The organism is Paraburkholderia sp. WC7.3g, assembly GCF_050436345.1.
GTDB classification, from domain to species: Bacteria; Pseudomonadota; Gammaproteobacteria; order Burkholderiales; family Burkholderiaceae; genus Paraburkholderia; species Paraburkholderia podalyriae.
In genome coordinates this window covers 2,551,410-2,574,770 of record NZ_JBNDMA010000002.1, presented here as the reverse complement: position 1 = coordinate 2,574,770, position 23,361 = coordinate 2,551,410, and the positions used below count along the sequence as shown (strand labels likewise).

Here is a 23,361-nt window from a genome sequence, read left to right as displayed (position 1 = left end):
TCGCAAAGAAAGCCGATTTTCCACAGCGCGCGCTTAAGATAGCCTTAACGTCGAATCGCGTGACACGCGCCGCGAAATCGACGCGTCGTCAGTACCGCGTAAGCGTTCGTTAAGCTGCCGCGGTCGATAATGCGGCGGCCAAAACCGCATCAAGGAGAGGAGAGGCCATGCGCCTGCTACTGGTCGAAGACGACGACATGATCGCGGAATCGGTGCTGGGCGCGATGCGCCGCGCCGGCTACGCGATCGATTGGGCCGAGGACGGCCGCGCGGCGGAACTGTCGCTCGATAACGGCGTGTACGACCTCGTGCTGCTCGACCTCGGCCTGCCGAAAAAAGACGGCATCGACGTGCTGAACGCGTATCGCCGCAACGGCGGCGCGGCGCCGGTGATGATCCTGACCGCGCGCGACGCGGTCGACGAACGCATCCGCGGTCTCGACGCCGGCGCCGACGACTACCTGATCAAGCCGTTCGATCTCGACGAACTGGCCGCGCGCATTCGCGCGCTGCTGCGTCGGCGCACCGGCCAGAAGCAGCCGGTCTACAGTCACGGCGAACTGACGCTCGACCCCGCCGCGCATGAAGTCACCCGGGACGGCGTGCCGCTGCCGCTGGTGCCGCGCGAATTCGCGCTGCTGCAGGCGCTGATCGAGGAGCCGACACGCGTGTTCACGAAGGCCGAACTCGAAGAAAAGCTGTACGGCTGGGGCGAGGAAGTCGGCAGCAACACGATCGAAGTGCATGTGCACAGTCTGCGGCGCAAGATCGGCGCGGACCAGATCGTGACCGTGCGCGGCGTCGGCTATCGCCTGAAGAGGTGCGGATGACGTCGATTCGCCGCTGGCTGCTCGGCTGGCTGATCTTCGGCATGGCGGCGGCGTCGATGGTCGCGGCTTTCGCGATCTTCCATACCGCGCGGCGCGAGGCGAGCGAGCTGTTCGACTACGAACTGCGCACCGTCGCGCTGTCGCTGCCGTCGGGGCTGCGAGGCGCAGGCAGCAGCGAGCGGCGTGACCCCGATCTCGGCGATCTCGCCGACGACCGCATCGTCATCGAGATCTGGGACAGCAACGAGACGCTCGTCTATCACTCCGCGCAGGCGCCGGTGTTCGGGCGTCTGCCGCCGGGCTTCAACACGGTGCCGCGCGGCGACTATCACTGGCGCACCTTCGGCGTCGCGCAGAAAGACCGCTACGTGCAGGTCGCCCAGCCGGTCTCGGTGCGCGAGGACCTCGCGCTGCACCTCGCGCTGCACACGCTGTGGCCGCTTGGCGTGCTGCTGCCGGTGACGATGGCGCTCGTGCTGCTGGTGGTCGCGCGCGGGCTCGCGCCGATCGGCGGGCTGTCGCGCGCGCTCGCGACGCGTTCGATCGATTCGCTCGAACCGCTGCGGCTCGATGGCAACCTGCCGGTCGAAATCCGGCCGCTCGTCGAAGCGCTGAACGATCTGCTGCAGCGCTTGCATACGGCATCGCAGGGGCAGCGCACGTTTATCGCCGATGCCGCGCACGAACTGCGCTCGCCGCTCGCGGCGCTGAAGCTGCAACTGCAGGCGGCGTCGCGCGACGGATCGCTCAGCGGCGAGGGGCAGACGCTTGAGCGCGTCGAGCATCGCGTGAATCGGATCATCCACCTCGTGCAGCAACTGCTGACGCTCGCGCGCGAAGACGCGCAGCCCGTGACGTCGACGGTGCCGGTCAGCCTGCGCCGCATCGGCGAGCAGGCGGTCAGCGATTGTTCCGTGCTGGCGGAGCTGCGCGAGATCGATCTCGGCCTCGAATGCGAACACGCGCGCGCGCCGAACGACGCTTATACGGTGCTCGCCGAGCCGCACAGTATCAGCGTGTTGTTAGGGAACCTGATCAATAACGCAATCCGTCACACGCCGCCGGGCGGCCGTGTCGACGTGGTGCTGCGGCGCGCGGGAGAGCGGGTCGGGTTCGAGATCGTCGATAGCGGCTCGGGGATTCCGGATGCGGAGCTTGAACGCGTGTTCGACCGTTTCTATCGCGGCGAGGAGTCGAAGGGCGAGGGCAGCGGACTCGGTCTCGCGATCGTCGCACGGATCGCCGAGCGGCATCACCTCGAACTGTCGCTGCGCAATAATGTCGGCGCGCCGGGTTTGCGAGTGTCGGTCACCGGGCTGCGCGCACACGATGCCGCCGCGCCCGCCGCGGCCGCGAATTGACCATCGTCACTCGTGCTCGGACTTGTCATGAGCGCGCGGGCGCACGCTGCTACAATCTCGTCTTTACAGATCGACAGACTGATTGTGCACTATGGGTTTCGAACAACTCGCTGAACTGAAGAAGCAACTGGCCGCGGCGCGCGCCGCCGCCGAGTCGGCCGGCAAGCCCGATCGCAAATCGGCGGCGCGCCCCGCTTCGAAGTCCACCGGCAAGCCCGCCTCAAATGCCGGGGCGCATGCTGACTCACGTCCCGACCGTGGCGTCAATCCCGGCGCGAAGCCTGAAGGCCGGTCCGGTGCGAAGCCGGGCGCGAAGGCCGGCGGTCGCCCGGACGGCAAACCGGGCACGCGAGCCGGCCGCCCACAGCCGGCGCGCCACGGCGCGCCCGCGGTGGACGCCAAGCCGGTTGATCCGGTGGTGCGCTCGATCGGTCGTCTGCAAAAACGTTTCCCGGTCGCTTTCCCAAAGAATCCCGCCCCGAAGCTGCCGCTGAAGATCGGCGTTTTCGAAGACCTCGTCGTGCATGCGAAGGAACTGTCGCTGAGCGAAGCCGAGTTGCGCGACGCGATCAAGACGTGGTGCCGTGGCGGACGCTACTGGAAGAGCCTCGTCGAAGGCGCGGCGCGCGTCGATCTGGCGGGCGTCGAAGTCGGCAAGGTCACGGCGCAGGAAGCGGCCGGCGCGCAGCGCCTGCTCGCGCATCGCGCGGCGAAGGGCGCGCAGAAGGCCGCCGAAGCGACGGCCAACGCAAACGCGCCGGCCGCTGCAGCCGCGACGGGCGAGCACGCGGCCGCTGACAAGCCGCAAGCCGAAGCACCGGCAGTCGCCGAACAGGCGGTCCCGCAAGCGGATGCCGCCGCCGCGTCGGCGCAAACCGCGGCGGCGAATACCGCCGCAAACACGGCCACCGAAGCGCCAACGAGCGCGCAAGACGATCCGCAGGCCACCACTCCCGCTTCCACTCCGTCCCAGCTCTAACCCTGGCAGCGCCCGTCACGGTCTCGGTCACGAGGTCATGACGGGCCGCGCAGCCGTCAGCCGGCTGCGCACGAATCCCACATGCTCGCGCAGCACATAAAACGCATCCGCATGAGCGAGCGGCATGCGCAGATGGCTCAGCGCCGCCTCGATCTCGTCCAGTTGCCCCAGTAGCTGCCTGCGCTCCTCTTCGGTTGCGCCGGCGAGCGCGTGCCGCTCGATCGCAATCAGCGAACCGTAATAGCGATAGATGCGCGAGCGCACCCGCCAGCGGTACAACGCCGGAATCACCCGCATGGCGGGCAACAGCAGCACGGCGATCGGCAACAGCAGGACCAGCGTGCGATCGCCGATGCTCGCGAGCCAGAACGGCAGCGTCCGATACAGAAAGCCCTTGCCGGTCCGGTAATAGCGCTGCGCGTCCTCGCTGACCGGGTACTCGTGCGCGACCGGGTTCGGGAACTGCCCGGCATGCTGCAACAGGCCAGCGGTGCCGTGTACTTCCTGCGCCGCCTCGATCAATAGATCCGAAATCGCGGGATGCAGCGTACTGCGCGCGACGAGCTCGACGGTCGGGCTGATCAGGTGAACGGTCTCGGGCGGAATGCGCCGCTTCAGATCGAGCACGCCGGGCGGCAGGTCGATCTGGTCGAGAAACGGAAAGACGCGCGTATAGGCGTTCGCTTCGTCGAAATTCATCACCGAGATGCCGGGGACGCGCAACAGCCGCAGCATCAGGCCGCGCGTCGCGGAGTCGCCGCTCAGGATCGCCGCGTCGACTTCGCCGGCGACCAGCTGCGTAGCGGCCTGCAGGCCGTCGCTCGGCACCAGCGTCGTGTCGCCGCCGGGCTCGATGCCGTTCGCCGCGAGCAGTTGCAGCGCGAGCAGCCGCGTGCCACTGCCTTCGCGGCCGACCGCGATCCGCTTGCCTTCGAGCTGCGCGAGCTGCGTGAGCGCCGCGCCGCGATAGAACACGACGATCGGCACATAGAACACGCTGCCGAGCGACACCAGCGACGACGTGTCGAGCCCTTCGGCCACCCCGCCTTGCACGAAAGCGATATCGACGTGCTGCTTCGGGTCCAGCAGCCGTTGCAGGTTCTGCACCGAACCATCGGATTCGAGCACGTTCAGGCGGATGCCGTTGCGCGCGAGGATCTTGCGGTACTGGTTCGCCGTGGTGACGAACGAACTGTCGCGCGGGCCGGCGCTGATCGTGATCGTGCGCGGCGGCGCCGGATTGGCGATCCACACGATCAGCACGACCGCGAACGCGATCAGCAGCGCTGTGATGAAGTAGGGCAGCAGGTGCTCGCGCCATTCGGTGCGCGTCAGTTCGCCGGGAAAGTGCCGAGGACGCGGACGCTGCGCTTTCATGAAGACTCCGTGCGTGAAGTCGGGATCAGGCATTGTCGCCTGCGCGGGGCGGCTCGATAGAGCCAGCAGCCGACGGCCTGAAAAAAACGACCAACATGGCATAATTTGCCGCAAATCGCGGTCTGGCAGTAGTGGACGACAAAACTCACGGCGTGGCGCTGGGCGCATGTTGAATCGATGGCATCGGAAGATCGGCAGTTGGCTGGGATTGCTCGCGATCCTGATGACGACGCTCGCGCCGACGGTCTCGCAGACGCTCGCCGCCCATTATCACGCCGGCGCGATGATGGACGAGCATTGCCGGACGGCGTCGATGCCTGGCATGCAGATGCAGGACGACGCGCCCGAGCCCACCCAGGTCGTCGCCACGCCCGACGGCCCGGACGACGCCGGCACCGGGGCCAGTCATGCCGGCGAAAAGCACGCCCAGATGTCCGGCGACGCTTGCGGCTATTGCAGCCTGCTCGCGCATCTGCCGGTGATGCCGAGCGTCGGCATGCTGTTCGTCGCCGCGATCCGGGCGCGGCAGCACGCGGCCGCGACGCGCTTCGACAGCGTGCACCGTGTCGAACCGCTTAGCTTCGCGCAGCCACGCGCCCCGCCTTTCACCTCCTGATTCGAATCACGTACGACGTGATGCGCCAACCCGCGTCGCGCCTGCTCGCGCGCGTCCGTTCGACGGTGCGCGCCAGCATCGTCATAACCGATCCGACAGGATGCACTCATGCACACACCAGCAACACGCGGCGGCCGTGCGCCGCGCGCGGCGCCGCTCATCGCGGCCGCCACCTATGTCGCCTGCACCGCCTACGCCGCGTGCGGCGTCGCCGGCCTCATCGCCGTGCCGTCCGTTGCGCAGGCGCACGCGATCGCGGGGGACCGCGTATTTCCGGCGACGCTCGCCATCGACGACCCCGGCGTCGGCGACGAAGCCAACTTCGAGTACGGCCATCAGCGCGTGCCAGGCGACGCTGGCGACCAGAGCATCAATACCTTCAGCTTCGAATACGACAAGCTGATCACGCCGCGTCTCGCGGTGTCGATCGACGGCGCGTACGCGATGCAGAACAACCCGCGCGCGGCCGGCTTCAACAACTTCGGCGTCGGCCTCAAGTACCTGCTGTACGTGAACGAGCCGCACGAGCTGATGACGTCGATCGGCCTCAGCGCGGAACTCGGCGGCACCGGCAGCCGCGCGATCGCCGACAACTTCTCGACGATCTCGCCGACCGTCTACATCGGCAAGGGTATGGGCGATCTGCCCGATTCGCTCGCGTATCTGCGGCCGGTCGCGATCACGGCAGAGGCGGCCCCCGCGTTGAACACCGGCGCGGGTCAGCCCAACGCGTTCAACTACGGCTTCACCGTGCAGTACAGCCTGCCGTATCTGCAGCAGCACGTGCACGACGCGGGCCTGCCGCAGCCGTTCGCGAACCTGATTCCGCTCGTCGAGATTCCGCTGTCGCGCAGCCAGGGGCAGACGACCGGCACGGTCAATCCGGGCTTCATCTGGATGAATCGCTACGGACAGTTCGGTGTTGAGGCGCAGATTCCGATCAACCGCGCGAGCGGCTCGCACGTCGGCATTCTGGTGCAGGCGCACCTGTTCTTCGACGACATTGCGCCGACCACGCTCGGCAAACCGCTGTTCCAGTGATCCGGAGACAAACGATGAACAACACCTTCAAACATCACGCGATGCGCGCCGCGGCACTGATCGCTGGCGTGACGCTCGCGAGCGCGGCCCTCGCGCATGTGTTTCCGCAGAAGCAGGAGCCGGGCGCGGGCGCATCGGTGGCAGCGCCCACGCAGGTCAAGCTGACCTTCGACGGGCCGCTCGAACCGGCGTTCAGCTCGCTCACCGTCAGCAATGCGAGCGGCAAGCAGGTCAGCACGCAGAAGTCCTCGGTCGACCCGCAGCAGCGCGCGGTGATGACGCTGCCGCTGCCGACGCTCGCTGCCGGGCACTACACCGTGCATTGGGTCGCGGTGGCGTCGGACGGGCATCGAACGCATGGGGATTATGGGTTCGATGTGAAGTAGGGCAGAACGACGCTGCGTATCGCCGTGCTCGTGCCGCAGTTGCTCAAGCGGCGCTCAAACCCGCTTGAACAACTGCCGCGCGAGCGAGCACATCAGCATCGTCGCCGGCGATTCGTCCTGCAGGCGCCGGCTCATGATGATCGGTGACGCCGCGCTTGCCGACGGAATCGGTCGATATGCGACGCCATGCGCGCGCAAGCCCTCGACGCTCTCCGGCACGAGACAGACGCCGACCTGCGCGGCGACCAGCCCGAGCGCGGTCTGCAACTCGCGCACTTCATGGATCGCTTTCGGCTCCAGCGCCTGATCGTGCATCGCCGAGATCTGCTGGTCCGCGTAGCTCGGTCGCGGCGTGCTCGGATAGACGATCAGCGTTTCCTCGGCGAGCGCCGCGAGCGTCAGCGGCTTCTTCTGCCGGGCGAGCGGATGGTCCTGCGGCAACGCGGCGATCATCCGCTCCTCGACGAGCACTTCGCGCGCGAGCTGAGCATCGTCGAAGCGCAGGCGGCCGAAGCCGACATCGATGCGGCCGCCTTTCAGCGCGGCCAACTGCTCGATCGTGAACATCTCGATCAGCGACAGCTCGATATGCGGCGCGGCCTCCCGAAACGCGCGGATCACCGCGGGCAGCGCGCCATACAGCGTCGACGGCACGAAGCCGATCACGATGCGCTCCGCGAGTTGCGCGAGCCGGCGCGTGAGCGGCGCGAGCTCGTCGGCTTCATCGATCAGACGTTTCGCCTGGGTGTAGAAAATGCGGCCGGCCTCGGTGAGCCGCAACGGCCGCGAGCCGCGCTCGAACAGCGGCAGGCCGACACTTTCCTCGATCTGCTGGATCTGTCGCGACAGCGGCGGCTGTGTCATATGCAGACGGTTGGCCGCCCGCGTGATGTTCATCTCCTCGGCGACCGCGACGAAGTAGCGAAGTTGGCGAAATTCCATGCGTGCCTCTGAGGTGTGATGCGTCGGCGATCAGTGTTGCGTTGGTCCGGTACGGTGCTCCCGCCGCGGCGCTGCGCGAGGGCAACGAATGATAGCAACTGAGCCATCAAATGGCCGCCAGATGGCGCATGAGCGCCTTGGAAGCCCAGCGCCTCGCCGGCCTCGTAGGCGGCACGCTCGTTGCGGCACCGTTCATTGCGGGGGCGGCGGCGTCTGGGCGGTTCAATCGATGGCGCGCGCATTCGTTTGAAAGACGTGGGGGCAGCGGGTAGCAGAGGAGGGGGATCATGTGGCCCATTGTTCTCGATACGCTTGGCGCGCTCGCGGTGCTCGCGAGCGTCGCCGCGCAGATCGCGCTGCTGCTCAAGCAGAATTAATCTTCGTAAGCCGCGCGTGACTCGGGCCGTCAAGGTTCGATGCCATCCGATTGTTCGTCACAACCGACGATTCAATTCGTCCCGGGCCGCTTTATCCCGTGCGGCCAGTTGCCTACATTGATGTCCAGTAACAGCGCCACTGCATTTGCAGCTTTTGCGGCGTGGAGCTCGCGACTTCTCGCGGGCCATGCCGGCGCAAACCCATTGAAAGGACACGATGATGAGCAAGCTCACAGGCAAGGTAGCGGTTGTAACGGGTGGATCGAAAGGCATCGGTGCGGCGATTGCGAAGGCATTGGCGGCGCAAGGCGCATCGGTCGTCGTGAACTATGCGTCGAGCCGCGCGGGCGCCGACAATGTGGTCGCCGATATCACCGCGGCGGGCGGCAAGGCGGTCGCGGTCGGCGGCGACGTGTCGAAGGCCGCGGACGCGAAGGGCATCATCGACTCGGCGATCGAAACCTATGGCCGCCTCGACGTTCTGGTCAATAACTCGGGGGTCTATGAGTTCGCGGCGATCGACGAGATCACCGAAGCGCATTTCCATAAGCACTTCGATGTCAACGTGCTCGGGCTGCTGCTGGTCACGCAGGCGGCGGTCAAGCACCTGGGCGAAGGCGGCAGCATCGTCAACGTAAGCTCGGTCGCGACCCGCATCACGCCGCCGACCACCACGGTCTACACGGCGACCAAGGGTGCGGTCGATGCGATCACCGGCGTGCTCGCGAAGGAACTCGGTCCGCGCAAGATCCGCGTGAATTCGGTGAATCCCGGCATGGTCGAGACCGAGGGCACGCACAGCGCCGGCGTGATCGGCTCCGACTTCGAAACGTGGGTGATCAGCACGACGCCGCTCGGCCGTATCGGCCAACCCGACGATATCGCGGATGTCGTCGCGTTCCTCGCGTCGGACGACGCGCGCTGGTTGACGGGCGAGAGCCTGATCGCGAGCGGCGGATCGCGTTGAGTCTGACGCGCTTGCCAACGCTTGTGGCAACCCGCGCAAAAGTTCGAGCGCGATAACAGGCGGCGCGGCCGGTAGCACGAAGGCCGCGCCGCGTAGCGGCGGTAGGCCGGCTACGCGCGCTGGGGCTCGCCGCCCGAGACCTCGGCTTCCGCCCCCGCCAACTCCACCGCGAAAAACGCGTCGAGCAGATTCGAACCCGGCCGTTCGGCGAGCCGCGTCAGCGATTCGATCATCTGCACCCGGCAATCGAGCAGCGGCACCATCCGGATACGCCGCGACTCCTTGAACTCGGCGCGCGCGATCACGCCGACGCCGATGCCTTGCGCGACCGCTTCCTCCAGCGCCTCGCGGCCATCCACGTACATCACCGGCTCGACCTGCAAAGACTCGCGCACGAGCTCGATTTCTAGCAGCCGTTGTGTGACCGATTGCGGCTCGCGGAAGATCATCGGCTGTTTGACGAGCTCCGCGTAACTGAGCCGGCGCTTCTTCGCGGCCGGGTAGCTGGCCGGCACCATCGCGACCAGCGGATCGCGCCGCAACACGCGCGAGCGCAACCGGCTATGCACCTGCGGCGCGGCGGTGATCGCCGCGTCGACCGCGCTCGACAGCACGCGCTGCATGCACTCGGCCGCATTGGCGATCGACAGCGTGACGACGATGCCAGGATGCCGCTCGCGAAACGCGCCGATCAGCGCGACGGCGAGATCGGGCGCATCGGCGGCGAGCGATAGCGAACCCGACTCCAGCCCGCCCGCCGATTCGAGCAGCTGGCGCGCGTCGCGCTCGCAGCTGAGCATATGCCGGGTCACGCTGAAAAGGCGCAGGCCGAGCTCCGTCGTCTCGACGCCGCGCGGCCCGCGCTCGAACAGCTTGACGCCGTAGTCCCGTTCGAGCCGCCGCACGTGATCCGACACCGCCGGCTGCGTCAGCGACAATGCCTGCGCCGCTTTCGAAAAGCCGCCATGTTCAGCGACCGCATGAAACGCCCGCAATTGTGCGTATTGCACGTGTGCCTCGCGACCGGATAAGTTTTTACGATATCGTCATCGATTATATCGATTTTACCGATGGACAGCGTTTCTGTATCGTGTGAGGTATCGACATAGCGATATCGGAGCACCGGACATGGAAAGCGCGATCGGCGGTTCGGCGGCGGCATCGACCGTTGCAGCCGCGGCGAGCTCGGTCACTCGTAGCACCACATGCTGCGCTGCGCAGGCTGGCGGCGAGCCTTATCTGCTGACGCCGGGTCCGCTGAGCACGGCGCTGTCGACGAAACAGGCGATGCTGCGCGACTGGGGCTCGTGGGACGGCGACTTCCGCGCAATGACCGCCGAGTTGCGCGCGAGCCTGCTCGAGATCGCCGGGGATACGGCCGGCGACTACGACTGCGTGCCGCTGCAGGGCAGCGGCAGCTACTGCGTCGAAGCGATGCTCGGCAGCCTGATGCCGCGCGACGGCCACGCGCTGGTGCTCGCGAACGGCGCCTACGGCAAGCGCGCGGCGACGATGCTCGGCTACCTCGGCCGCGCTTCTACGCTGCTCGACAAAGGCGACTATCTGCCGCCGCGCGGGGTCGAAGTAGAGCGCATGCTCGCCGCCGATCCGTCGATCAGCCATGTGGTCGCGATCCATTGCGAAACGAGTTCGGGCATCCTCAATCCGCTCGACGAAATCGCCGCCGCGGTCGCGAAGCACGGTCGCAAGCTGCTGATCGATTCGATGAGCGCCTTCGGCGCGGTGCCGCTCGACGTGCGGCAGATCGCGTGCGAGGCGTTCGTGTCGTCGGCGAACAAATGCATCGAGGGCGTGCCGGGTTTCGGCTTCGTGATCGCGCGCAGGAGCGCGCTCGGCGAAGCGAAGGGCCGCAGCCATTCGCTCTCGCTCGACCTCTACGATCAATGGGACGTGATGAATCGCACGGGCCAGTGGCGCTTCACGCCGCCCACGCATACGGTGGCCGCGTTCCTCGAGGCGCTGCGTCTGTACCAGCTCGAAGGCGGGCAGCCCGCGCGGCTTGCGCGCTACGCGAACAACCGCGACGTGCTGGTCGCCGGCATGCGGGCGCTTGGCTTCGAGCCGCTGCTCAACGCACGCTGGCGCTCGCCGATCATCGTGACGTTTTTCTCGCCGGCGCATCCGTCGTTCGAGTTCGCGCGCTTCTATGAACTGATGAAGCAGCAGGGCTTCATCATCTATCCGGGCAAGCTGACGGTGGTCGACAGTTTCCGCATCGGCTGCATCGGTCAGGTCGACGAGCAGGTGGTGCGTCGCGTGGTCGATGCGTGCCGGCAAGCGCTGCGCACGATGGGCGTCACGCACGCGGCGCCGCCGCCCGCCGCGCTCGACGAACGCAAAGCGCTCGCGCGGGCCGCCTGATCCGCTACGGTAAACTCAATACATTCGGATTGCTGGGGATTCAAGCCAATGAAACACGTGAAGGCGGTGATTTTCGACTGGGCCGGCACGGTGGTCGACTACGGTTCACGCGCGCCGATGGGCGCCTTCGTCGAGACCTTCGAGCAGTTCGGCGTGCCGATCACGATCGACGAAGCGCGCGGCCCGATGGGTATGGCCAAGCGGCCGCATATCGCGGCGCTGATGGCGCTGCCGCGGGTTGCGCAAGCGTGGGCCGAGCGCCATGGCCACGCGCCGGGCGACGCCGATATCGACGCGGTGTACGACGTGTTCGTGCCGAAAAACATCGCGGTCGCGGCGAGTTATAGCGCGGTGATTCCGGGCGTCGCCGAAGTCGTGAGCGCATTGCGCGAGCACGGCATCCGCATCGGCACGACCACCGGCTATACCCGCGAGATCATCGACGAAATCGTGCCGGGCGCGGCCGCGCAGGGCTTTTCGCCGGACAGCATCGTGTGCACCGGCGATACGCCGGAAGGGCGGCCGTCGCCGTACATGATCTACCGGACGCTGCCGCAGCTCGGCGTGTGGCGCGCGAAAGAGGCGATCAAGGTCGACGACACCGAGGTTGGCATCGAAGAGGGCATCAACGGCGGCACGTGGGCGGTCGGCGTCGCGGTGAGCGGCAACGCGTTCGGCATCAGCGAGGCCGAGGTGAAAGCGTTGCCGGCCGACGAATTCGCCGCTCGCCGCAACGCCGCGACGGCCAGACTGAAGGCGGCGGGCGCGCATTACGTGATCGATAGCGTCGCGGATCTGATGCCGGTCGTGTACGACATCGACGCGCGGCTCGCGCGTGGCGAGCGGCCTTGAAGCGTCACTTGAAGAAACCGACCGCGAGATCGATGAACTCGCGCACCTTACGCGGCACGAACTCGCGGCTCGGATACACCAGCGACACGGCCACGTCGCCATTGAGCACCGCGTAACCGTCGAGCACGCGCGCAAGCGTGCCGGCGCGCAACTCGTCCTCGACCATTTCGAGCGGCAGCAGCGCGATGCCCATCGCGCCGAGCGCAGCCTGCTTCTGCATGATCATGCTGTTGACCGTGAACGATGCATCGATCGCGATGCTCTCGCCGCCGTCCTCGCTGGCGCTTCCGGCGGCGTCACCTTTGCCGAAGATCCACATTGGACCGGTCGTGTCGAACGGCGCGGCAATCAGCCGATGCCCCGCCAGTTCGGCAGGCGTGTGCGGATGACCGGCCTGCGCGAGATACGCGGCCGCGGCCACCGGCACCGCGTGCGAGTTGATCAGACGCCGCACCACCAGCGACTCCGAGCGGATCATATGCTCGGTCACGATGCCGACATCGAAGCCGCCTTCGAGCAGATCGACCCGTTTTTCCGTCAGCGTGACGCGCAGGTTCACCTGGGGAAAGCGGGCCTGATATTCGGCGAACAGCGGCGTTAGCCGAAACAGCGAAAAACTGCCGAGCGCGACGATGCGCAGGTCGCCCGCCACGTCGCGCGACGCCGTGGTCGCGCGCGACTCCACTTCCTCGAGTTCGGCGAGCAGCACGCGGCAACCGTCCGCGTATTGCGCACCCGCCTCGGTCAGCACGACCTTGCGCGTGGTGCGCTGAAACAGGCGAATGCCGAGATGCTGTTCGAGGCTCGACACATGACGCGTCACGACCGACGTCGACACGTTCAGTTGCGCGGCTGCCTGCGCGAAACTGCCGACATCGGCGACCTTGATGAAGGCCTGCATGGCCTGAAAAAGATTGATCATCTGAGTGCAAAAACGTCTTTGTTATAGCGGACGGCGTGACCTTGCGCGCGCATCGAGGCGTTCGTCGTGGCAGGCGGGGCGGTCGTGGTCATGGGTGGCAGGCGCGGGGAATGGACGGCGTGAACGGGGTGAACGGGGCAATCGGCGCGGCGTTGGCGCAAGCCGCGATGGTACGCGCAGACGATAATAAAATCCGTCCCCGCCGCGACAAATAAAGCGTGAATCAAGGCGGGAATTCGACCCGGCGAGATGGCGGCGCAAGGTCGCGCAAACCCGCAAAATCCAAGGCAGTAAGGCGGTTCACGGTATACTCCCGCGTAACTTGCCTTATCGCCAGGCTTGCCCGATACTCAGCTGTTACCCCCAAATCTCCCCGTACGTCGAGTTTAACGCTACTGCTTATGAGTACAATCCTTGAAAGTCTTCCGATCGGCCAGAAGGTCGGTATCGCGTTTTCCGGCGGCCTCGACACCAGCGCCGCGCTGCACTGGATGCGCAAGAAGGGCGCCGTGCCGTACGCTTACACAGCCAACCTCGGTCAGCCCGACGAAGACGATTACGATTCGATCCCGCGTCGCGCCACGCAATATGGCGCCGAAGGCGCGCGCCTGATCGACTGCCGCGCGCAACTGGTCGCGGAAGGCATCGCGGCGCTGCAGTGCGGCGCATTCCATATCTCGACGGCGGGCGTCACCTATTTCAACACGACGCCGATCGGCCGCGCCGTGACCGGCACGATGCTCGTCGCCGCGATGAAGGACGACGGCGTCAACATCTGGGGCGACGGCAGCACGTACAAGGGCAACGACATCGAGCGCTTCTATCGCTACGGGCTGCTCGTGAATCCGGACCTGAAGATCTACAAGCCGTGGCTCGACCAGCTGTTCATCGACGAACTCGGCGGCCGTTCGGAAATGTCGGAATTCATGCGCCAGTCGGGCTTCGACTACAAGATGTCGGCCGAAAAGGCGTACTCGACCGACTCGAACCTGCTCGGCGCGACGCACGAAGCGAAGGATCTCGAAAGCCTCGAGTCCGGCATCAAGATCGTGAACCCGATCATGGGCGTCGCGTTCTGGCGCGACGACGTGCCGATCGCGAAGGAGGAAGTGACGGTCCGCTTCGAGGAAGGCCAACCGGTCGCGCTGAACGGCCAGACGTTCCCGAACGCGGTCGAGTTGCTGCTCGAAGCGAACCGGATCGGCGGTCGTCACGGTCTCGGCATGAGCGACCAGATCGAGAACCGCATCATCGAGGCGAAGAGCCGCGGCATCTACGAAGCCCCGGGCCTCGCGCTGCTCAACATCGCTTACGAGCGTCTCGTCACCGGCATCCACAACGAAGACACGATCGAGCAGTTCCGCGAGAACGGCCGCCGCCTCGGCCGTCTGCTGTACCAGGGCCGCTGGTTCGATCCGCAGGCGATCATGCTGCGCGAAACCGCGCAGCGCTGGGTCGCGCGCGCGATCACCGGCGAAGTGACCGTCGAACTGCGCCGCGGCAACGACTACTCGATCCTCAGCACGAAGTCGCCGAACCTCACGTATCAGCCCGAGCGTCTGTCGATGGAGAAGGTCACATCGACGTTCTCGCCGCGCGACCGCATCGGCCAACTGACGATGCGCAACCTCGACATCACCGACACGCGCGACAAGCTGCGCATCTACTCGCAGGTGGGCCTGCTGTCGTCGAACGAGACGTCGGCGCTGCCGCAAGTGAAGGGCGACAAGGAGTAAAGCGGCGCGTCTGACCAACAGAACGTCGCATCGATCGATGGGCCGGCTCGCAAGAGCCGGCCCATTTTCTTTGGGGCTGCCGGATGCGCTCCGGCGCTTGGGCGCGATCCCCCATTCTGTGCTCAAGTTTCGCGTGCCTATGCCGTTGACATAAGCTAAGCCCATTCTGGAACCCTTCCGTGCAACTCGCTTACAGTAACGACCGCCTCGCCAGCCGGATGCCAGTCGACTCGACCGCCGCCGGCGAACCCGAGGTCGGGTCTTCGGTCATCGAGTGGCTGTTGCACGACGACCAGGTGATGCGCGAGTGCTTCACGCACGCGGCGGAGATTCTGAAGAGCGTGACCGGCGCGGCAATTACCGCGATCGTGCTGCTCGACGAGGAGTATCAGCACTATCGCGCCGAGATCGGCATGTCGATGCCGCTCGTTACGCGCGCGCGCTCGCTCGCCGACTACGCGGTGCGCGACGCCGATCTGTTCGTGATCGAGGATGCGCACAACGACAGCCGCTTCGGCGAATGCATGCTGGTCAAGCGTCATCCGTTCGTGCGCTTTTACGCCGCGATCGCGTTGCGCGCGCCGAACGGCGAGATCGTCGGCGCGCTGTGTGCGATGGACCCGGCGCCGGGCCGGCTCGACGCGGGCCAGCGGGGCGTGTTCTACCACCTGCGCGCGATGATCGAAAACGATCTGAAGATGCGCACGGCCACCGCGATCGATCCGCTCACGCAGTTGTACAACCGGCGGTTTCTGCTCGAAAGCATCGCGCGCCGCTGGAAGGAGGCGCGCGACGGCGACGTGATGGGCTCGGTGGTCGTCGACGTCGACTGGTTCAAGCAGTACAACGACACCTATGGTCATCAGGCCGGCGATCACTGTCTGTGTCTGGTCGCCTCCGTGATGCAGGCCGCCGCCGACAGCGAGCGCATCGTGGTCGGGCGCATGGGCGGCGAGGAGTTCGGAATGCTGGTGCTCGAAGCGCAACCATCGATGCTCGAAGACACGCTCGAAACGCTGCGCCAGCGCGTGGCGGACCTCGCGATCGAGCATCGCGCGTCGCCGCTTGGCGTGGTGACGGTCAGCATTGGCGCGTCGCTCACGTGTATCAGCGACCTGTCGCGACCCGCGCATCGCGACGGTTTCGCGAGCGCTGACCGTGCGTTGTATCGCTCGAAGCATAAAGGACGAAATCGCGTGACGATGGCGTAGTGGGCGTTGACGATTACGTCGGTACGGCTCTACCTTCAGTCATCGCGGCATTGCTTATAGGACCATCGTCCCATTTTCAGCCGTTGCCATCGTGGCAATATGGATGCGCGTAGTGAACGTCGACGCAGTCGCCGGGCGCGACAGCAGGGTGTTTTACGATGCGCATCATTCAAACGTTGCTGTACTTCGCGGCGTTCTGCTCAGGCATGTTCGTCGGCCCCGCGGCGTGCGTCGCCGCCCAAAGTGTCGCCGCGCAGCCGGTCGCCTCGTCGGTCCTCCCGGCATCCCCAACCGCCGCGGCGTCGGCTCCCGCAGCGCGCCGTATCGATCTCGGCAATCAACCGTTCACGAGCGATTTCGACGCCATGCTCGAGCGGCGTCTGATCCGCGTGCTGGTTCCCTACAGTCGAACCCTCTATCTGAATGAGCAAGGTCACGAACGTGGGCTGACCGCCGGTCTCATGCGGGACTTCGAGCGTTATGTGAACAAGAAGTACCAGGCGACGCTCGGCAAGCGTCCGCTCACCCTGGTCATCATTCCGACGACTCGCGACCAGTTGATCCCGGGGCTGGTAGCGGGCCGGGGCGACATCGCCGCGGGCAATCTGACGGTCACGGAGGTCCCGCCTGAAGCACGTCGACTTCGTGGCGCCACGTGACCGGACAGCAGTACGCGAAGTGGTCGTGACCGGGCCGAAGTCGCCGGCCCTCGCGAAGCTCGACGATCTCAGCGGTAAGACGGTCCATGTGCGGCCAAGCAGCAGCTATTACGAGAGCCTGAAAGCGTTGAACGCGCGTTTTCGCAAGGAAGGCAAAGCTCCGGTGAAACTCGTGCCGCTGCCCGACGCGATCGAGGACGAGGACGCGATGGAGATGCTCAATGTCGGGCTGCTCCAGATCCTCGTCGTGGACGACTGGAAGGCAAAGGTATGGGCGCCGGTACTGGCTGGAATCGTCGTGCACAACGATATTTCGGTGCGCGACGCAGGCTACATCGGCTGGGCGGTGCGCCTCAAGAGCCCCAAACTGCAGGACGCGATCAACGACTTTTACCTGAATTACCTGAAGAAGCAGAGTGTCGCGGAAGTCCGTCTGCAGCAGGAAATGAAGCGCATCAAGCAGATCTCCAACAATACGGAGTCAGCGGAGCTGAAGCGGTTCAGGCAGACGGTCGGTCTTTTCGAAAAATACGGTGCGCAGTACCGCTTCGATCCGCTTTTGCTTGCAGCTCAGGGCTATCAGGAATCCCAGCTGAACCAAGGCGCCCGCAGTCACGTTGGCGCAATCGGAATCATGCAACTGATGCCAGCCACGGGGAAGGAACTTGCGGTTGGCGACATCAGGGTGGCGGAGTCCAACGTACATGCGGGAGCAAAATATCTCGATGTGCAGATGGCCCGTTACTTTCCCGATGCTCACTTCTCGGAAAGGGACCGCTCGCTGTTCGCGTTCGCCAGCTACAACGCAGGACCCGCAAACATCGCCAAAATGCGCAAGGAAGCGGCGGCGCGCGGTCTCGATCCTAACAAGTGGTTCAACAATGTCGAAATCGTAGTCGCCGAGAAAATCGGCATCGAGCCAACGACGTACGTGCGCAATGTCTTTAAATATTACGTTGCGTACCGGCTCGTCCAGCAGGCCGAGGCTGCGCGCGCTCGCGCTATCGGGCAGATGCGCAAGCAGGGCGGAGCGTGACGGAAGCGGGCATCTGAAAGCGTTGTCACCGCAGCGACGTGCCGCAGCAATGCGCGCATACAGGTATCCACCTGTGTGCGCGTTGCTGTGCATTCTTTGTTTGCGTCAGCCTCAGCGGCCGCATCGCTGAAACGTGATCGTTTCCTCGCGGAAAGCCTCGAGGATCGAGACGGTCGGGACGCTGCACGAGCGGTGCTCAGCTTCGCGCCGCGCAAAACGCTTTAGCCGCCGATCAGCTTCAATCCGACCGGCAGCGATTCGCCGAACACGCGACCTTCGTCGGCGTTATCGAGCGCGACGACTTCGCTGACCATCGTGATCCACGCGCGCGGCGCGCTCGCCGCTTCGAGCCGTCGCACGACGCTCGCGCGCAACTCGTCGGGCAGATCGCGCGAGCGGTCGCCGGTCATGCGGGCGATCTGGACGGCCGCGAATGCGGCGGGGTCGACCTTCTTCCAGTCGAGCGCGAGGATCGCATCGAGCCATTGCGCAGCGACCCCGGGCGGCACGACGCTATGCGCGCTGCCGTAGAACGGCTGGCGCGCGCCGATCCGGCCGACCGCCCACCAGCTTTGATGGTTTTCCGCGGGTTTTTTCAGGCGAGCGAGCACCGCCTCGCCGAGTTCGATCTTGCGTTCGGCCGGAATCCGTTCGAGCGATGCGGACAGGCGAACCATATCGGCGAAGCCGGTCTTCGCGACATCGAACGGCAGCTTGTGACGCGATTGCGCGGCCTTCTGCAGATAGTCCATCGCGTCGAGCACGCGCAACTGCGCGTCTTCGCCGAGACCCCCGGCCGCACGGCGCCACAGCGTCCACCATTCGGACCACACCTGGCTGTCGGTCACGTACTGGATGCCGTCGTCGAACAACGTCCACAGTTGCTCGACGCGCCATTCGTCGAGCGGATAGCCGAAGCCGGGGCGCACGCAATAGCCGGCCAGATTCAGCCACAGCCGTTCGTGATCGGCCGAGCGGCGGCGGCGGCGCGCGCGCTCCCACAGCGCGCCGAACAGTTCGCGCAGCAACGCGCTGTTCCAGCCGTCGCGCGGGCCGAGCAGATGTTCGAGTTGTGCGCGCAGCCGTTTGATTTCCTTCGGGTCGACGTTGTGCGCGCGGGCGCCGAAGCAACGGTCGATCAGTTCGATCGCGCGATCGAGCGCCGGGTGGCGTTGCGGCGCGCCCTCGGCGGACAGGTGCACTTGCGCGTCGTCGCGGCGCAACTGGAATTCGAGCAGCCAGCGTTGCGATGGATCGTCGAGCTCGATGCAATGCACGTCGAGCGTGCCGAGCTCGGTCAACGACGTCGCGATGCGCACCGCGGTTTCGCGTGCGCGGTGGCCGTCGCGCGATTGCACGATCGTCGCGATCGGCGGCAGGCGCACGAAGTCGCCACCCGCGAGGTCGACCAGCTCACCGGGCTGATACGCGGTGTCCGCGCTCGACGACACCAGATGAAAGCGCACCGGATGCCCGAGCCGTAGCGCGAACGTGCGGTCCGCGATCAGAATCTCGTGACCTTCGTCGGTGCCGCGCGGCAGCAGGCAGATGCCGCGTTGCGCCGGCGCCGCGTCCGGCTCGGCGTCGTCTTTGCCGGCAGGCGTTTCGTCGAGCACCAGAAAATAGCTGCGCGGCGAACCGCCGCCGATTTTCGGCGCGAAACCCGCGCGCGCGAGCGTATAGGCGACCGCGCCGCGCGCGACCGCGACGTCGGGGTTGTCGTTGTGCAGCACGTTCAGCGGCGCGCCGCGCCAGCCGCCGAGCGTGTCGGCGAGACGCCGCGACAGTGCGTCGGCGCGGAACACGCCGCCGTTGAGCAGCAGCGTGTCCGGAACGGGCGGGCCGGCCGCCGCGTCTGCGTCGGGCGCGCTGGAGTCCGCGCCGAGGGCCTTGCGCGACTGCGCGGCGAAGCGTTCGAGAAATGCCGCGATATGCCGCGTGACCGCCGCATCGGTTGCGTACGGCAGGCCGAATTCGACGATCGCGCCGCGCGTTCGGCCCGGTCGCTCATCGGCGGCTACCCGCGGAAAGAAACCATCGACGATGATCTTTTCGACCTCGTCGCGTGTGAGCTGCGCGGTGCGCGCGCCGCCGATCAGCTTCGAGCCCGCGCCGAGCAACGTGACCGGCGCGGAGTCGGGCGCCTGCGCATCAAGCAGCTGCTCCTTCGCGACGCGGCATCGCTCGACCAGCTGCGACAGGCTCGCCGCCGACAGCCGCTGCGGCGCCTGCGCGCCGGTACCAGCGCCGCCCAACAGCCGCGCCTCCACCCGATGCGCGAGCGCGAGGTCCATGTTGTCGCCGCCGAGCATCAGGTGATTGCCGACGCCGACGCGCGTCAGGTGCGGCTCGCCGTCGCCGGTGAGGCCGACCTCGATCAGCGTCAGATCGGTGGTGCCGCCGCCGACGTCGCAGATCATCACGAGCCGGGTGTCCGCCAACTCGTCGGCAAGCTTCTCGCGGTGCCGGAACAGCCAGTCATAAAAGGCGGCCTGCGGCTCCTCCAGCAGCCGCAGCGACGGCAGGCCCGCGAGCCGCGCCGCCTCGACGGTCAACGCGCGCGCGCCCTCGTCGAACGATGCGGGCACCGTCAGCACGACGTCCTGCTGTTCGAGCGGCGCCGTCGGAAAGTGCTGGTTCCACGCGGCGCGCACGTGCGCGAGGTAGCTCGCGCTCGCGTCGAGCGGCGAAATCTTGCGCACGTCGTCGGGCGCGCCCCACGGCAGGATCGGCGCGACGCGATCGACCGACGCGTTCGACAGCCAGCTTTTCGCGCTCGCGACCAGCCGCCCCGGCACCTGCGCGCCGAGCAGCCGCGCGAGCCGGCCGACCACGACCGGCTGCGTCGTGTCGTTGCCGTGGCCCGACGCCGCACGCGCACCGGACCAAGGTAGCGGCAGGTCAGCCGCGCTCAGTTCGCCGTCGGCCGCCTGATAACGCACCGACGGCAACAGCGGCCGCGCGGCGACCTCGCCGGGGCTCACCAGCTGCTCGATGTCGAACACGCGGATCTGCTGCGATCCGGCTTGCGCGTACGCGAGCACCGTGTTGCTGGTGCCGAGATCGATGCCGACGCTGTACCGCTTCATGTCAATCACGCATTCGCGTTGCCGCGCACGTCGAATTCGACTTTCCAACGTTCGTCGGAACCGCGCGGGATCGCCTCGAGTTCGAGCGTGCCCGCTTCGGTCACGCGCGCATGCAGCTTCACCGGCACGACTTCACCGGCGCTGCGGCCGGCGGCAGGCAGCGTTGCCTGGATTTCCTCGAGTTCCTGCAACTCCTCGGGTCCCCAGTAATCGAGCAGCGTGCCGACCTGATCCTGTCGACGCACCGACGAGCCGAAGAAACGGAAATGCACGGGCTCGCCGACGACCAGCCCGAACTCCTGCGCGGGCAGCTCGGCATCGGTGCCTTCCTCCATGCCGAACGGCGCGACGCATAGCGCCTGCACCGGCGGTTCGAGGCCGGGCACGGCCGGCATCGCCGACTCGATCGCGATGTAGTACGCGCGGGCGGTGCCGCCGCGAATCCGCACGCCGCGGCCGCGTCGCACGTAGCCGTAGTAGGCCGCGCCGCGCGCGACCGCCAGATCGAGGTCCGCGCCTTCAAGCAGACGCGCGGGCGCCGCGCCTTCGGCCGCGAGCCAGCCGTTCAGCGTGGTCATGATGCGCTCGACCAGCAGCGTCGACTTGAACACGCCGCCGTTGAACAGCACTGCGGTGGGGTGCAGGAAGCTCGCCTCGGGGGCGACATGCTCGCGCAGTCCTTCCAGTTCGGCGAGCGCGCCGACCTGACGGCCGAGGAACCCGGCCAGTTGCCGCGTGATGCCCGCGTCCTGCGCATACGGCAGGCCAAGCTGCGTCAGACCGACCCGCGCGCGGCTCACTGGACGCGCAGCGCTGTCGACCTGCGGGAAGAAGCCGTCGAGGATCGTCTGCGTGAGCTCGGCGCGCGTCAGCTCGGTGCGGATCGAGCCGCCGATCAGCTTCGAGCCGCGGCTCGGCACGACGAGCGGCACGGTCTCGGTGGCTGGGTCGCTGAGCAAGGTCTCCTTCGCGGCGCGGCACGCGTAAGTGAGCGCGCGCAGTTGCCACGCGTCGGCCTGGGTGCCTTGCGCGGCGAGCTTGCGCGCGACCACGTGCGCGAGCGCGAGGTCCATGTTGTCGCCGCCGAGCAGAATGTGATCGCCGACCGCGACGCGGTGCAGTTCGAGATTGCCGTCGCGCTCGATCACCGCGATCAGCGACAGGTCGGTCGTGCCGCCGCCGACATCGACCACGAGGATGATGTCGCCGATCTTGACCTGCTTGCGCCACTCGCCGCCGCTCTTCTGGATCCAGCTGTAGAGCGCCGCCTGCGGTTCTTCGAGCAGCGTCATGCGTGCGAAGCCGGCGGCCTCGGCGGCTTCCGCGGTCAGCTCGCGCGCGGCTGGGTCGAACGACGCGGGAATCGTCACCGTGACGTCCTGCTCGCCGAACGGCGCGTCCGGATGCGCGTGGTCCCACGCCTCGCGCAAGTGCGTCAGATAGCGCACCGAGCTTTCGAGCGGCGACACGCGCGCGACTTCGGGCGGCGCGTCGTTCGGCAGAATGCCCGCGCGCCGGTCGACGCCCGGATGGCACAGCCAGCTTTTCGCGCTCGATACGAGCCGGATCGGCGTGCCGGCGCCACGGCTGCGCGCGAATTCGCCGACCGCGAATTCGCGCTGGCCAGTCCACGGCAGGAACAAGTCGCCGGAGGCCAGTTCGTCGGGATGCGGCAGGTACAGGAACGAAGGCAGCAGCGGCAGATTGTCGATTGCGCCGGGGCCCGTGAGCTGCGCGATCGACAGCACGTGCTGGGTGGTTTTTTCGCCGTCGCTCGCGTGCGTGTCCACGAAAGACAGCGCGCAGTGCGTGGTGCCGAGATCGATGCCGATCGAGTAGCGTGCGTCGCTCATAGCTCCACCTCCGCCGGTGCGATGACTTTCGCGTTATGGCCGTCCGCGAGCTTCGGCAGACGCACCTCGTCGACGCGCCAGCCGCGATGGCTGATGCTGCCGTTAAACGGCGCGCTGCCGACGACGTTGCCGGTCAGACGGACCGAACTCGCGTCGAAGCCTTCGGGCAGCGTCACGCGGCTGCCTTCGGCTTCGTCGCGCACTGGGCGGATCGTGAAGTGCTCGCGCAGCGTCGCGCGACAGCCTTCGTGCACGAGGCGCGCGGCCGCGCCGATGTCGGCGTCGCTATAGCTCCTGATGTCTTCCTCGACAAAATCGATGAAGCGCGCGTCACGTTGCAGCAGGCCCAGCAGTTGCAGCGCGGCGTCGGGGGGGGCCTCCTTCAGGACCGGCGCGGGTTGCGGCTTCGGTTGCGCAGCGGGGGCGGGTGCCGGAGCCGCAGCGGCGCCGGCGGCCACCGGGGCCGCCCCGATCTTTTCACCGTTGCGCAGGCGCAGTACGTCGGCGGCGAAGTCGCCATTGCCGAGAATGCTGAAAAACGTGCCGACGGCCAGCGAAATCCGGCCGAGGAAGGATGGGTTCGAATCGCTCATAAAGGCTCCTGATCTGCTCTGTTTGGGGGACGAGCGGTCCTCGCCGCGCCGCGTGCGCCGGGCAGCGAAGCTGACGGGCAGGGCGGGGCTGTGGTGTTGCGGTGGGCGGGCAGCCGGGGGCGCCTGTCCGAGGCGGCGATGCAACCGCCGGG

The 23,361-nt window shown here is 66.7% G+C and carries 18 protein-coding genes and 1 pseudogene; 12 read left to right on the top strand and 7 right to left on the bottom strand.

What is annotated here, in order from left to right:
• Window positions 1-167: 167 nt before the first annotated feature.
• The 3 genes from OKW43_RS23235 (at window position 168) to OKW43_RS23225 (ending at window position 3,170) form a co-directional block, all read left to right on the top strand.
• Window positions 168-830 carry a response regulator gene (locus tag OKW43_RS23235; protein ID WP_187636462.1) on the top strand — a complete coding sequence of 221 codons (663 nt, stop codon included), beginning with the start codon at window positions 168-170 and terminating at the stop codon, window positions 828-830.
• A complete protein-coding gene (locus tag OKW43_RS23230; protein ID WP_187636463.1) occupies window positions 827-2,191 on the top strand; it encodes an ATP-binding protein in 1,365 nt (454 codons plus the stop codon). The genes OKW43_RS23235 and OKW43_RS23230 overlap by 4 nt, the downstream gene beginning before the upstream one ends.
• Before the next feature lie 91 nt (window positions 2,192-2,282).
• A complete protein-coding gene (locus OKW43_RS23225; protein WP_187636464.1) occupies window positions 2,283-3,170 on the top strand; it encodes a ProQ/FinO family protein in 888 nt (295 codons plus the stop codon).
• A gap of 27 nt (window positions 3,171-3,197) precedes the next feature.
• Here OKW43_RS23225 and OKW43_RS23220 read toward each other — a convergent pair whose 3' ends face one another.
• A complete protein-coding gene (locus tag OKW43_RS23220) occupies window positions 3,198-4,547 on the bottom strand; it encodes a TAXI family TRAP transporter solute-binding subunit (RefSeq protein WP_429450104.1) in 1,350 nt (449 codons plus the stop codon).
• A 166-nt stretch (window positions 4,548-4,713) separates the two neighbouring features.
• Here OKW43_RS23220 and OKW43_RS23215 point away from each other — a divergent pair, with 166 nt between their 5' ends.
• The 3 genes from OKW43_RS23215 (at window position 4,714) to OKW43_RS23205 (ending at window position 6,590) form a co-directional block, all read left to right on the top strand.
• Entirely contained in the window at window positions 4,714-5,163 is a 450-nt protein-coding gene (locus OKW43_RS23215; protein WP_187636466.1) for a DUF2946 domain-containing protein, read from the top strand.
• A 108-nt stretch (window positions 5,164-5,271) separates the two neighbouring features.
• Entirely contained in the window at window positions 5,272-6,204 is a 933-nt protein-coding gene (locus OKW43_RS23210) for a hypothetical protein (RefSeq protein ID WP_429450102.1), read from the top strand.
• 14 nt (window positions 6,205-6,218) lie between these two features.
• Window positions 6,219-6,590: a copper resistance CopC family protein gene (locus OKW43_RS23205; RefSeq protein WP_429450100.1), complete on the top strand. Its 372-nt coding sequence runs from the start codon at window positions 6,219-6,221 to the stop codon at window positions 6,588-6,590.
• 54 nt (window positions 6,591-6,644) lie between these two features.
• Here the strand turns inward: OKW43_RS23205 and OKW43_RS23200 are convergent, their stop codons facing one another.
• Window positions 6,645-7,532: a LysR family transcriptional regulator gene (locus OKW43_RS23200; RefSeq protein WP_187636469.1), complete on the bottom strand. Its 888-nt coding sequence runs from the start codon at window positions 7,530-7,532 to the stop codon at window positions 6,645-6,647.
• Between the two features lie 597 nt (window positions 7,533-8,129).
• Here OKW43_RS23200 and OKW43_RS23195 point away from each other — a divergent pair.
• The gene (locus tag OKW43_RS23195) at window positions 8,130-8,876 is read left to right on the top strand and encodes a glucose 1-dehydrogenase (protein WP_429450098.1); all 747 of its coding nucleotides are present in this window, start codon (window positions 8,130-8,132) and stop codon (window positions 8,874-8,876) included.
• A 110-nt stretch (window positions 8,877-8,986) separates the two neighbouring features.
• Here OKW43_RS23195 and OKW43_RS23190 read toward each other — a convergent pair whose 3' ends face one another.
• Complete coding sequence (locus tag OKW43_RS23190; protein WP_187636471.1) at window positions 8,987-9,886, bottom strand: LysR substrate-binding domain-containing protein; 900 nt, start codon at window positions 9,884-9,886, stop codon at window positions 8,987-8,989.
• A gap of 118 nt (window positions 9,887-10,004) precedes the next feature.
• On the opposite strand from OKW43_RS23190, the gene OKW43_RS23185 reads away from it, so the two are divergent.
• Entirely contained in the window at window positions 10,005-11,258 is a 1,254-nt protein-coding gene (locus OKW43_RS23185) for a 2-aminoethylphosphonate--pyruvate transaminase (RefSeq protein WP_429450096.1), read from the top strand.
• A 48-nt stretch (window positions 11,259-11,306) separates the two neighbouring features.
• Window positions 11,307-12,110, top strand: a complete 804-nt coding sequence (phnX, locus tag OKW43_RS23180) for a phosphonoacetaldehyde hydrolase (protein ID WP_429450094.1) — start codon at window positions 11,307-11,309, stop codon at window positions 12,108-12,110.
• A gap of 4 nt (window positions 12,111-12,114) precedes the next feature.
• Here phnX and OKW43_RS23175 read toward each other — a convergent pair whose 3' ends face one another.
• Window positions 12,115-13,032, bottom strand: a complete 918-nt coding sequence (locus tag OKW43_RS23175) for a LysR family transcriptional regulator (protein WP_429450092.1) — start codon at window positions 13,030-13,032, stop codon at window positions 12,115-12,117.
• A 401-nt stretch (window positions 13,033-13,433) separates the two neighbouring features.
• Here OKW43_RS23175 and argG point away from each other — a divergent pair, with 401 nt between their 5' ends.
• From argG to OKW43_RS23160, 3 genes and pseudogenes are all read left to right on the top strand, one after another.
• The gene (argG, locus tag OKW43_RS23170) at window positions 13,434-14,768 is read left to right on the top strand and encodes an argininosuccinate synthase (RefSeq protein WP_429450090.1); all 1,335 of its coding nucleotides are present in this window, start codon (window positions 13,434-13,436) and stop codon (window positions 14,766-14,768) included.
• Window positions 14,769-14,947: 179 nt separating this feature from the next.
• Window positions 14,948-15,979 (top strand): diguanylate cyclase, encoded by a 1,032-nt coding sequence (locus OKW43_RS23165; RefSeq protein WP_429450088.1) that lies wholly within the window; start codon window positions 14,948-14,950, stop codon window positions 15,977-15,979.
• Between the two features lie 158 nt (window positions 15,980-16,137).
• Window positions 16,138-17,674 (top strand): annotated as a pseudogene (locus OKW43_RS23160) (transglycosylase SLT domain-containing protein).
• Between the two features lie 221 nt (window positions 17,675-17,895).
• On the opposite strand, the gene OKW43_RS23155 reads toward OKW43_RS23160, so the two are convergent.
• From OKW43_RS23155 to OKW43_RS23145, 3 genes are read right to left on the bottom strand one after another with little or no spacing between them, the layout of a single operon-like run.
• On the bottom strand, window positions 17,896-20,763 hold the full coding sequence (locus tag OKW43_RS23155; protein WP_429450086.1) for an Hsp70 family protein: 2,868 nt from the start codon (window positions 20,761-20,763) through the stop codon (window positions 17,896-17,898).
• 5 nt (window positions 20,764-20,768) lie between these two features.
• Window positions 20,769-22,616, bottom strand: a complete 1,848-nt coding sequence (locus OKW43_RS23150; RefSeq protein ID WP_187636478.1) for an Hsp70 family protein — start codon at window positions 22,614-22,616, stop codon at window positions 20,769-20,771.
• Window positions 22,613-23,209: a DUF2760 domain-containing protein gene (locus tag OKW43_RS23145; protein WP_187636479.1), complete on the bottom strand. Its 597-nt coding sequence runs from the start codon at window positions 23,207-23,209 to the stop codon at window positions 22,613-22,615. The genes OKW43_RS23150 and OKW43_RS23145 overlap by 4 nt, the downstream gene beginning before the upstream one ends.
• Window positions 23,210-23,361 lie beyond the last annotated feature (152 nt).

What these genes read in the sequence shown, in the direction of transcription:
- OKW43_RS23235 (WP_187636462.1), top strand. Translation starts at nt 168, where the DNA reads ATGCGCCTGCTACTGGTCGAAGACGACGACATGATCGCGGAATCGGTG.
- OKW43_RS23230 (WP_187636463.1), top strand. Translation starts at nt 827, where the DNA reads ATGACGTCGATTCGCCGCTGGCTGCTCGGCTGGCTGATCTTCGGCATG.
- OKW43_RS23225 (WP_187636464.1), top strand. Translation starts at nt 2,283, where the DNA reads ATGGGTTTCGAACAACTCGCTGAACTGAAGAAGCAACTGGCCGCGGCG.
- OKW43_RS23220 (WP_429450104.1), bottom strand. Translation starts at nt 4,547, where the DNA reads ATGAAAGCGCAGCGTCCGCGTCCTCGGCACTTTCCCGGCGAACTGACG.
- OKW43_RS23215 (WP_187636466.1), top strand. Translation starts at nt 4,714, where the DNA reads ATGTTGAATCGATGGCATCGGAAGATCGGCAGTTGGCTGGGATTGCTC.
- OKW43_RS23210 (WP_429450102.1), top strand. Translation starts at nt 5,272, where the DNA reads ATGCACACACCAGCAACACGCGGCGGCCGTGCGCCGCGCGCGGCGCCG.
- OKW43_RS23205 (WP_429450100.1), top strand. Translation starts at nt 6,219, where the DNA reads ATGAACAACACCTTCAAACATCACGCGATGCGCGCCGCGGCACTGATC.
- OKW43_RS23200 (WP_187636469.1), bottom strand. Translation starts at nt 7,532, where the DNA reads ATGGAATTTCGCCAACTTCGCTACTTCGTCGCGGTCGCCGAGGAGATG.
- OKW43_RS23195 (WP_429450098.1), top strand. Translation starts at nt 8,130, where the DNA reads ATGAGCAAGCTCACAGGCAAGGTAGCGGTTGTAACGGGTGGATCGAAA.
- OKW43_RS23185 (WP_429450096.1), top strand. Translation starts at nt 10,005, where the DNA reads ATGGAAAGCGCGATCGGCGGTTCGGCGGCGGCATCGACCGTTGCAGCC.
- phnX (WP_429450094.1), top strand. Translation starts at nt 11,307, where the DNA reads ATGAAACACGTGAAGGCGGTGATTTTCGACTGGGCCGGCACGGTGGTC.
- OKW43_RS23175 (WP_429450092.1), bottom strand. Translation starts at nt 13,032, where the DNA reads ATGATCAATCTTTTTCAGGCCATGCAGGCCTTCATCAAGGTCGCCGAT.
- argG (WP_429450090.1), top strand. Translation starts at nt 13,434, where the DNA reads ATGAGTACAATCCTTGAAAGTCTTCCGATCGGCCAGAAGGTCGGTATC.
- OKW43_RS23155 (WP_429450086.1), bottom strand. Translation starts at nt 20,763, where the DNA reads ATGAAGCGGTACAGCGTCGGCATCGATCTCGGCACCAGCAACACGGTG.
- OKW43_RS23150 (WP_187636478.1), bottom strand. Translation starts at nt 22,616, where the DNA reads ATGAGCGACGCACGCTACTCGATCGGCATCGATCTCGGCACCACGCAC.
- OKW43_RS23145 (WP_187636479.1), bottom strand. Translation starts at nt 23,209, where the DNA reads ATGAGCGATTCGAACCCATCCTTCCTCGGCCGGATTTCGCTGGCCGTC.